This window comes from Methanobrevibacter sp. (genome assembly GCF_045646045.1).
GTDB lineage: Archaea > Methanobacteriota > Methanobacteria > Methanobacteriales > Methanobacteriaceae > Methanocatella.
Genome location: NZ_JAZRJY010000101.1, coordinates 1 through 11,696, shown reverse-complemented (window position 1 = coordinate 11,696; position 11,696 = coordinate 1). Strand labels below are relative to the sequence as shown.

Below are 11,696 nucleotides of genomic sequence, written 5' to 3'. Positions count from 1 at the left end.
AAAACAGTAATGTTATTAGAATGCATTTCACCATTTACAGGATTATATGCAGTAATAATATATTCTCCCTGGTTCAAGTTAATATTTAATTTAGCTTTTCCTTCACTGCCATTTACTTGACGAGTGTAGAATACACCATTAATATTAAATGTTACATTAGTACCATGTGCCAATGGATTTCCTTGACCGTCAAGGAAAGTAGCATAATATTGAGTTCCATTTCTGAATACTTTAACGAGATCATCACCGAGTATTGTAGTTAAAACAGTGATATTGTTTTCGCTACTTGTATTAGTGAAATTATCTTTACCGACATATAAAACTGATGCAGTGTAATTGCCAGGAATCAAATTAATAGCAATTGAAGCAGTACCGTTTGCATCAGTTTTTCTGTTATATGATACACCATTTAATGTAATGGTAACAGTTTCATTAGGTAAAGCTTTACCATTTTGGTCAGTTAATACAATGACATATCTGGTACCATTTTTATAATACATTACAACATCATCAGCAGTGACAATAACTCTTTGCATTGCAGGAGTGTTATTGGCAACAAGAGTATCTTCAGGAATACTGTCAACACTTGCGTCACCAGTATATTCTTTTGCAACTAAATAATTGTCTGTTACAGCACCGGTTCCTTCAACGGAAACTGTATATTCGCCAGAAGTAGTAATATTATTGTTTTTAACTAAAGCATCACCATCTACAATGTGCACACCAACAGTTTCAATTCCCATTGTGTCATAACTTGTAGGAGTACCGTTGTTTGTTCCATTAGCAGTTATTCCATTCTCAGTAATGAAAATCATGTCTACTGTAGAAGCAATTCCTGTTGTGAAGTTACCATCCGCATAAACAGTATTATTCTTAACAGTAGCTTCACTACCGCTTAAAGACATACCGAATACATTAGTACCATTTGTAAAAATCTCGTTGTTTGTAATATCGGTTTTAACATCACCAGCCCAATCAGCAGTATAGATGCCGTAAGCGGACTCGCCATATGCAACAATGAAATTACTATCAATTATACCATTTGAATTACTTTCAACATCAATACCACATGCGTAAGTTCCATTTTGAGCAACACCAATAAAATTATTACTAATATCGAAATCTTCACCGGAAATAACGAGAGCATATCCGTAAGGCGCTTCAACAACACCAATGGTATTATTGTAAACTGTTGCATCATCGCCAGTAATGTGCACTGCATAAATAGTATCATACTCATCAATATTGCCATTAGATCTAACAACAATAGTATTATCAGTTAAAGTTGCATCATTACAACCATCCAAATATACTCCTTCAGAATAAACTTCTCCACTAGTCCAGTTAATTGAACGAGCAGGTAATGAAGCATTAATAGTATTTTCTGCAATGAATAAATTATCAGAATCCACAGCATGAATAACCCTATTTGCAAATGTTTCATTAGTTTCAGCTTTAAAATTAATAGCATTATTATAAATAAATCCGTCATCAGATCCAACAACAACAATAACTACATTACTAGAATCAGGATTACCTGTAACATCAAAAGTATTATTCACAATTTCAATATTATCAGAGTCTTGAACTAAAATAGTAACTGATTGATTATTAATGAAATTAAATCCATCAACAGTTACATTACCACTGACAACATGTATTGGAATATCAATTAAAGTTGCATTATCACTTAACAATTTAACAGGTTTTGCAATTTGAATAGTTTCAACCAAATTAGAGAATGGACCAATGAATGTTAAATTATCAGCATCAATTTGTTCTCTTATTTTTCCATTTTCATCGAAGTATATGAAGAAAGTATCATTTGTTAATTTGTATGTTAATTCCATTGCAGGAGTGTTATTGACTACTAGAACACCAGAATCTTGAGCATAATCCACTGCAAAGTCACCGGTTAACATATCAGCATAAATTTCATTATCAGTTACAGCACCTATTCCTTGAACAGAAACGGCATATTTGCTATTAGCAAAAATTGCATTATCTTTTACTAAAGCATAACCATCAACAATGTGTATACCCATGGTTTCAATTCCCATTGAATCATAGCCTGTAGGAGTGCCCACATTTGTTCCATTAGCACTTATTGTGTTGTTAGTAATGAAAATCATGTCTGCTGCAGAAGCAATACCTGTTGTGAAGTTACCAATTGCAAAAATAGCATTATTATCAACTATAACTTCACTACCGGTTAAAGACATACCGAATACGTTAGTACCATATGCCTCAAATCTATTGCCTGTAATGTTGGCTTTAACATCTCCAGCCCAATCAGCAGTGTAAATAGCATAAGCAGACTCACCCATCACAAAAATTTCATTATTCTTAATAAATCCATCAGAATTACTTTCAACATCAATACCACATGCGTAAGAACCATTATCACCAGCAACAAGATAGTTGTCATGAATTAAATAGTTTTTACCAGAAATAACAAGAGCATATCCATATGGAGCGTAGATAGCACCAATTCTGCCATGAATAACAGAAGCATTATCACCAGTAATATGTACTGCATAAATAGTATCATAATCACCTATTTTATCATTGGACGTAACACTAACAGTGTTATTATCTAATAGTGCATAATCACAGTTATCCAAGCAGACACCTTCAGAATAAACTACTCCAGTACCCCAATCAACAGAACGGGAAGGCAAATTGGTATAAATGTTATTATTTGAAATAACTAAATTTTCAGATCCTTCACCAAGAATAGCATTATTTCTATAAGTACCATTGGTTACAACAGTAAACTCAATCTGATTTAAATCAATTTTAACATCATTAGAATCGACAACATGAATAACAGTATTATTACTGTCAGCTAAACCATCAACTACAAAATCAACCCAACGAATTGAAACATTGTCTGCATTTTCAATTAAAATTACTTCATTTAAACTGTCAGTGATGAACGTGAAATCCTCAACAGTAACATCATTATGCAAAATTTCAATTCCCATATTATTTAAAGTTGCTTCATCACCTAACAGATTAACTGGTTCAACAATAATGATTTCCTTAACCAGATTAGAGAACTCGCCAATAAAGGTCAAGTTACCAGTTATACCCTCTCTTAAAAATCCATACTCATCAAAGAATAAGAAGAAAGTATCATTGGTTAAATTGTAATCATCTTCACCATTAGGAATGTTATTTTCAACGATTGCTTCATCTGACTTATCATCAACACTTTCATCACCTACCAATTCACTGGCAATCAGGTAGTTATTTTTGATTTCACTATCAGATGAAGTGGAAACAATAGTGTAATTTCCATCAGACCCAATTATATTATTATGAATATGACTTTCAGATGTTGCTAAAATACCAACGGTCTGTGCAGGAATCATGTCTGCAGTACTTTTAGTATCGTTTTTTAAACCGTAAACATTAATTTCATTGTTGTGAATTATGGCTAAATCCTCCATCATAAATGAATAGATACCCATTGTATAATTACCATAAATTGAAATGGTGTTTCCAGAAATAATTGAATCGGTTCCAGTTAAGCTCATACCATAGACAACATCGGAATCAGCTATGATAACATTATAAAGATAATCAACATCTGGAGATTCCATTGTACCCCAATTCATTGCAGAATAAACTGGATAAGCAACATTAGGAGATGTAATATATAAATTATTATCTTCTACAACACCAATTGATCCGCCTTCAATATCAATACCGTTAGCATAATTTGTATCAGAATCTATTGTAAAAGAATTTCCAATTACATCAAAATATTCACCGCTAATTACTAAGCCGTAAATATAGTTATGACCTAAAGCCCAAATTTTATTTTCATCAAATTGAACCTCATCAGAATCTATAATATCAACTACATATATTGTGTCATCACTACCAAATACATCAGTAGCATTGAGATAAACTTCATTTCTTTTAAATGAAAGACCGTTAGAATTGGCAACCAATATTCCAGCACTTCTAGGATTGGCTACATAATTCCAGGATCCCGGTGGAATTTCCACCCAATCAATAATATTAGAAGGAATACTTATATCGAATATATTATCTTCAATTACTGCATTTTCAGCTTCTGCAATGGACATAGCAGCAACAAAGCTTTCACCATCAGATTTTCCATCGTATGAAATATTGTTAGCTGTTACATTAAGACCATTAGCATTTAGAGCAAAAATTGCAAGGTCCGTTACGTTAGTATCAGATACAATATTAATAATGTTTTCTATAACTGCAATATCTTGGGCACCATCTACAACGATAGCACCAACTATATTATTATTAAAAGTTAAGCCTTTAATACAGGACCCGTCACTTCCTGAAGAAAAAATAACAGTAGAATCTGTAATTTTTGAAGTGTCATCGGGAACAATATCCACCGGCTTATTAATATATAAATTTTTCTTTGTAATCTCACCGATAAAAATAGTTGAATCAGCAGAGACATTATCGTTCATAGTACCACTCTCATCAAAGTACTGATAAAAATTAGCATCATTGATGTGAATTTCATCTGAAGAGGAACTGTTATCCTGTAAAATAGGAGCTTCCTCTATAGATATAACATCGTCACTGCCTGCAGAGATAACATCAGTTGTATTATCCTGTGCACTTACAGCTCCGAGAGAAAATATCAAAATTAATAAAATAATCGATAAATATCTATATTTCATAATTTATCTCCAGTAAAATTTATATAAATAATATTCCTACCATCAATTAAGTAAAACATATTATTCACCATAATTGTATATAATTAATACTAATTAAATATTACTAAAAACAGATTTAATTCAATTATAATTTACGGAAATATTCAATTAACTTAAAAAAAATATTAAAGAAGTTTTTTCTCTGTTATCTCTTTTTTGAAATACAAATATTCGGATTCAACTACTTTTCTAATATTATGAGCTGTAATTTTACCTATCCCTTCAACTTCCATAAGTTCACTTTCAGAGGCATTGAAAACCTTTTCCACTGACCCGAAGTGCTCTAATAAATTCTTAGCATTAACGGGACCTATAGTAGGTAATGATTCGACAATAAAAAGCTGCTGTTCCCATAAACTAACAGGTTTTTTATCAGTACGGATTTGAATGTTGGATTTTTCACCAGTCTGTTCCCTAATTGCAATTCTTTTTATCATTGCAGCAGTATCCTGAGCATCTCTTGTTGGAATTATACTGATACCAAAATCAAGAGCAATAGATGCAATGGTTCCTCTAATTGCATTAGGATTGACCATGCCAGAGTACAAATCATCACCTTCAAGAATCATTAACGGACGTTTAAACTCTTCAGATAATGCCCTAGCCTGTTTAAATAAACGCTTATCAATCATTGAACTTACAAAATCCTTTGCGGTTTTTCTTTCAATAGCAACTTCATCACTGACCTGATAATCCGCAACAGTCATTGACTGTATTTTAACATCCATTTCCATCTGAGATAAATAACGGATAACTTTGGAATTTCCCTCACGGGAATCTGCATAAACAACAGGCAATTTTTCCTTTTTTGGCCCATCAATAACTTTAACTTTCTTTTCATTATCCATTCTTGCGACTGCAGACTCATTAAGCTCTTTTAAAACATCAGGATTAATTAACTGATTTTTCATATTATCTTCTTTTCTGATAGAAGACCAGTAATAACCTTCATCCCGCGTTCCATTGGTAATTAAAACCTTAACACGACCAGTTCTTTTACGGCCAGTTCTTCCACGACGCTGAATCATACGAACTTCAGACGGAACAGGTTCATATAATACCACCAAATCAACTGCAGGAATATCAATACCTTCTTCTGCAACGCTGGTTGAGATTAAAACATCATATTCACCCATTCTAAATGCCTTGATGATTTCTTTCTGTTCCTTTTGAGTCAAACCTTTTTCACCATCTTTAGTTCCCTGACCGAAGAATTTTGCAGATTTAATTCCTTCACTTTCAAGTTTTTCATGAATCATTTCAAGAGTATCCCTGAATTGAGTGAAAACAATAATTTTTGAAGATTTTTTATCTTTTTTATCCCCATATCTTGTAGTCTGAAGAGTAGTTTGGCCATCTCCAGTTCCCAATTCTTTTTTTAACAGTTCAGCTAATGTTCTAAGTTTAGGATGTTCCCAACCGTTTTTTTCTGCATTATGTGCCAGTCTTACAGCACGTGAAAAATTAGGATCATTCATTAATGACTTAGAGGCCTTAGTTTTCTTTTTTCGCAGCCTTACAATATATTTATTGAATGGATGGACACCCTGAGTTTCAACAAGTTCCTGGGCATGCTGAATATTAATAACTGCACTTAAAATAGAAATTGCCTGAAACAACTCCTTTTTAGGAGCAGATGAGCGTGCAATTTCGCCCTGAATACGGCCTCTCGTTTTTAAAATATCCACTTTAGTAACAGAAATTGTTTTTATAATCCCCATATTTTTTAGAGTTTTCAATCTTATTTTAAGAGCTTTTTCCAGGGCATCATTAATCTTTTCAAGTTCAGGACTCATTTTTACTCTGACCCAATCAATTTCGACAGGATTGAAATATGGTTTTACATCACGGTCATTTTCCGTTTTAACAACAACATTTTGAATATAGAGGTTTTCACATACTTCCTTAATTTTAGATTTATCAGAACCCGGAGAAGCAGTTAAACCTAGAATTAAATTATAATTGGATTCTTTTACATATCTTGAAGCCAGATAAACATAGGCATATGCACCTACAGCATGATGGCATTCATCAAAAACAATTAATGAAACACTACTTAAATCATACCTGCCATTCAATAAATCAGATTCGACAGTTTGTGGCGTTGCTGAAATTATTCTGGACTCCTCCCATCTTTTAACACGTTCATCAGTTTTAACAGCTCCTGTAATGGATGAACAAGGAAGGGTTAAAAACTCCTTAAAGCTGGCTTCATGCTGGATAGCCAGTGGTTTTGAAGGAGATAGAATAAGAATTTTAGAGTTTTTTACCTTTTGTAATCTATCTGCTGCAACCAAAATTGCCACAATAGTTTTACCAAGTGCAGTTGGTGCAACAACCATAGTATTTCCCTTTTTCAAAACATCCCCCGCCAAGACCTGCTGATATAGTCTTGACTCGATTGAATCTTTTTTTATTAATGGATGTTTAATATAAGTAGTCATAGTAAAACCTGCATGTTTACACTCAAAAAAACAAGAAAAACTACACAAAAATTGGCAAGTTTTTTTGAGTTGTAATTAATTATAATAACATTATTAATTTAGTATTATTAATATATTTGGAGAGAGCATTTGATTAGTAAAAATTATAATTACCACTTACATTCTTCTTCAATTAATATCTTCTCAGCTGTTCCATCATATATTAAAGCCAAGGTCTCATCAAATCCCACTTTGTATTCCTGAATTACAGATAGTTCTTCATTAATGTAATCTTCTTCTACCTGCCTGTTCCGGCCAAACTTTTCATAACTGACATCTATAGGCCATCTTTATCAATTTGTTCTAATATTTCAAAGAATAATGTCTGTGCATCTCTTCGCATCTCGACGATATTATCGTATTTTTCGATTAAATCATTGAGTCTATAAGAATATAGTTCGAACCTCGCTTGATCGTAACTAAGCTTCATCACCCTAAAGATATCAAGCAACTCCATTTCATCAATATCTAATTCACCATATGTTTTTATTTTTTCATTGTTAATAGTATTCATGTTTAAATTATTGTTAAAAGAAGTATATAAGTTAGTAAGTTATTTTTCGTACAATATAACCTTGTTTTTGATAATAACCTTCTAAGAGCAATATTAATATAAAAAGGTAAAAAAAGAAAGAAAAAATATTAAGAATTAAATTGCTTAATTCTATCTGCAAAAGCATCATATAACTTAGAAGCCATATCTAAGTGCCATTTAATTGCAGTATGCCACTCATCTTCATTATTTATATTAAAATCAATGCTAATTTCAATAATTGAAGATTTTCTATTATCCAATCTTCTCCAAGTTAATTCCTCACCAACAATATCTTCAATTTTATCTTTATCATCATATAAATAATCAAATAAACTTTTATTATCACTAATTGTAATATTAGACTTAATCTCATTCTTTTGAGTATTAATTGTTAAAGATATAAAAGCTAAACTGGTTCCAATAGCCAAATCATACCAATGTTGACCTTGAGGTTTTCTGGAATTAAATTTAGGATAATTATTATCTATTTCTTCACTTAATTTAACCCAATATTGATATTGCAACATTTTAGTTGAAGATAAATCAACTCCACCATCTATTTTAATAGTTTTTGTCCAATTATTTGGACTGGATACAATTTGAAACTTAGGAGCAATTTCTGAATTCCCAATCTTCCACAACTCAATTTTACACAAAAATATATTAATTTCATTATCAGTATGGTCATTTAACCAATCAACAGCTTGACGATGCTCCTCACGAGCCTCCTTAACAATCCAAATAATAGTTTTAGCATCATGCCCCGAAGCATAAGTAATAACCTTACCTAAATGGTCATGGTCAGTAGCTTCCAACTGATTCTCAATAATAATCTTATTATCAGTATTAGACTCAACAGCCAAAATATCAGTACTAAAAGAACCAGTTTTAGCCTCTTTGGAAATTAACTCAATATCAAGACCAATTTCATCACCCAAAATCTCCAAATTCTCTTCTTTAGCTAACCACTTAGTAAAATCATTAGCCTCATGAGGCCAAACAGACCGTAAATCTTTAACTTTTTCCAATTTACCCAACTTCATAATTAATACCACACATTTATAAATTTAAACTATCTTCAATAATTTTTATTTCATCTTCAGTTAAATCATATAATTCATATACCATATTATTTATCTGCTCATCAACTTTATCAATTTGAATCTTCAACAGTTTCTCTTCTTGAGGTGTTTTTACAACTTGAAGCTCTTTTTTTAAATCATTTAATTTATTTGATAATTCTATGAATGGTTTTTGATTATTTAATTCAACATCAATAAAAGGCATTCTTTTTACGATTGCAGGTTTTACTTGAGGTAATATCCTCCCGTTTTCTAATGAATAAAGCCTATAAATAAAAGTATATAGTTTAGAATTAAAAATTGCAGTTACAAAGTAAGGATTGAATTTTTCTATTGTGCCAAAAAGATATACTCCATCAGTAGCATAAAGTTTATTTTCATCAACTGCAACAATTAACTTATCTGAAGTAATGACACCAACAATTTTTATATCTTTTAAGAATATTTTATCTTTTCTAGGCCTATGAAGTGAATATAATGGATGTTTTTTTGTTTTAACTTCCTTACAAGTAATATTATCTTTGAATTGCCTTATATAAGAACATATATTTGGAATCTCTGAAAATTTGTCTTTTTTTGTTGTATAAATAAGATACGTATCATCATATTCAATATAATGTCTTTTAATCTGAGAACCTCCAAATATAGCTTTCTTAACATGACTATCTTCTAAATTATTTTTTGATTTAATTTCTTCATTTATCATAAAAGCTTGTTTGTAATCTGGTGAAGCACCCCTTTGCATTTTATCTTCATCCAATATATCTTCAATAGTTAAATCAGATTTATTCTCTATCTTTTCCAAAATAGAATAATTATCAATATTATCCGTTATGAATAAGTTTGAAGGAATTTTATCTAATAATTTTTGATTATATGTACAAAAATTTGATTTTTCTAATATTGCAGGAGCTTTTTTTGAAAAATTAGTAAAATTTCCTACAATGATTTTTGAGTTAATATTTTCATTATTTCTGAAAATTATGATGGCAGATGGTTGGTTAACTCCTTTAAAAACATCCATTCCCATATTAAGTAATTTCAAAATATAAAAATTTTTCATCAAAAATTGTCTAAGTAATAAATAACTTGATTGATATAATATAACATCAGGCACAATCATTCCAAATAAACCATTTCTATTAAGTTTCTTTGAAAACACATAAGTAAAATATAAAAATGAATTAATCATTCTTACAATAATTTCACTATTTTTTTCTTTTAAATAATCAAGTTCAATATCTGAAAATGAAGCACCCCAAGGAGGATTACCAATTACTGCATCAAAACCTCCATTTGCAAATATATGTGGAAATTCAACTTCCCAATCAAATGGATTTAATTCTAAAACTTCTTCATGACTTAATTCTTCTCGGCTTAAAATATCTGTTCCAATTAAACTATTTCCACATTTAATGTTACTAGATAAATTTGGCAATACTTTTTCTTGATATAATTTCTGCTGTGCTTCTAAAACATCTTTATTTTCATCTTCCAATACTTTTAAGAGTAAAGACAATTTAGTTACTTCAACAGCATTTACATCAATATCTACACCATAAATATTGTTTGTAAGTATTCTTTTTTTTTCACGAATAGTTAATCTTGGCACATTATCCTTACCAATATAATATACCTCTTTTGGTGCTTTTTTAAGATTCAAATAATATTCTAAATGATAATCCAATAATTTTTGATAAGCTCTTAAAAGAAAAGACCCACTTCCACAAGCAGGGTCGAGTATTTTTAATTTAGATATTTGATTAGGTGTTTTACCTTTAATTAATTCACCAACAGTATTATCAACAATGTAATCCACTATATATTGTGGAGTGTAGAAAACACCCCCTGCTTTTTTTACTTCAGGTTTTTGTTCTATCTTTGCTTGATGTGATGGAGTTAATCTGATTATACTGCCTAAAAAATTTTCATATATATTACCCAATATCTCTGGACTAATTACTGAAAACTCATATGGGCTTTTGGGATAATATAAATCAGCAAATATCTCTTTAAATACACCATCATCAATTTTCAAGTTTAAAGTAATATTATCTACAAATTCAGAGTAATCTGGAGTATAATTAAAGTGGAATAAACCACTATTATATTTTAAATCGGCTTTTTTAAATACTTCACATAATTGTTTGTAGATGTTTTCAGATTCTGATAGTTTATATAATGTCTGATATCTTTCAATACCCCTATCTTCAGCCATTCTAAAGAAAACAATCCTATCAATGATTAATTGAACTGCAAGATTCAATTCTGATAATGATAAATCTTTGTTTCTTAATGCAATATTTCTAGCCAGTATTAATCTCCATTTTTCAATATCTTTTAAAAATTCAACATCTATTGATTGTGTTCCTTTTTTGGTTTTAGAAGTATTATCATCAACAAATTTTTGGAATAATTCTTTTTGTACTGCTTCTTTACTAAATAAACTATAAATTTCTTCCCATTTCTCCAAATATTCATCACAAGTATAATATAAAACTCTATTTGTACTGGCTCTTTCATGTTCTTTTGGTTTAGATGTAGTTTCATATACTGCAAATTCTTCAAAATCTGTTAAAATGACAATTGGTATTTTTGCACTCCAACCATATCTTCTTGCTTGAAATGCTGGACTTCTATCATCTTTAATATTGATGCTTGGTTTTTTTGCTTCAAGATAATAAATTAATTGACCTCCTAATCTGAAAGAGTAATCGGGTGCTTTAGTTTCTTTTCCAACTGATAAAGACTCTTCAAAAACAACTTCTTTAAAATTCGGACCGAGTCCTTGTTTATTATGTATATCCCATCCTAAAGCTTCAAACATTGGATTAATAAATTCGATTTTAGCTTCTTCTTCTTTAAATTCCTT

General features: G+C 30.6%; 5 protein-coding genes. All 5 read right to left on the bottom strand.

All coding sequences use genetic code 11. From position 1 onward, the window contains the following. A partial coding sequence (locus tag ACKI5C_RS06895; RefSeq protein WP_407432434.1) for a beta strand repeat-containing protein occupies window positions 1-4,685 on the bottom strand: 4,685 nt, incomplete at its 3' end. Window positions 4,686-4,849: 164 nt separating this feature from the next. Then, on the bottom strand, window positions 4,850-7,168 hold the full coding sequence (locus ACKI5C_RS06890) for a DEAD/DEAH box helicase (RefSeq protein ID WP_407432433.1): 2,319 nt from the start codon (window positions 7,166-7,168) through the stop codon (window positions 4,850-4,852). Window positions 7,169-7,484: 316 nt separating this feature from the next. Next, window positions 7,485-7,721: a hypothetical protein gene (locus ACKI5C_RS06885; RefSeq protein WP_407432432.1), complete on the bottom strand. Its 237-nt coding sequence runs from the start codon at window positions 7,719-7,721 to the stop codon at window positions 7,485-7,487. A 128-nt stretch (window positions 7,722-7,849) separates the two neighbouring features. Then, window positions 7,850-8,785, bottom strand: coding sequence for a DUF4268 domain-containing protein (locus ACKI5C_RS06880; RefSeq protein WP_407432431.1), 936 nt, complete (start codon window positions 8,783-8,785; stop codon window positions 7,850-7,852). Between the two features lie 16 nt (window positions 8,786-8,801). Further along, a partial coding sequence (locus ACKI5C_RS06875; RefSeq protein ID WP_407432430.1) for an Eco57I restriction-modification methylase domain-containing protein occupies window positions 8,802-11,696 on the bottom strand: 2,895 nt, incomplete at its 5' end.

Excerpts from the sequence above, each read along its gene's own strand:
- ACKI5C_RS06890 (WP_407432433.1), bottom strand. The coding sequence starts at position 7,168 with ATGACTACTTATATTAAACATCCATTAATAAAAAAAGATTCAATCGAG.
- ACKI5C_RS06880 (WP_407432431.1), bottom strand. The coding sequence starts at position 8,785 with ATGAAGTTGGGTAAATTGGAAAAAGTTAAAGATTTACGGTCTGTTTGG.
- ACKI5C_RS06885 (WP_407432432.1), bottom strand. The coding sequence starts at position 7,721 with ATGAATACTATTAACAATGAAAAAATAAAAACATATGGTGAATTAGAT.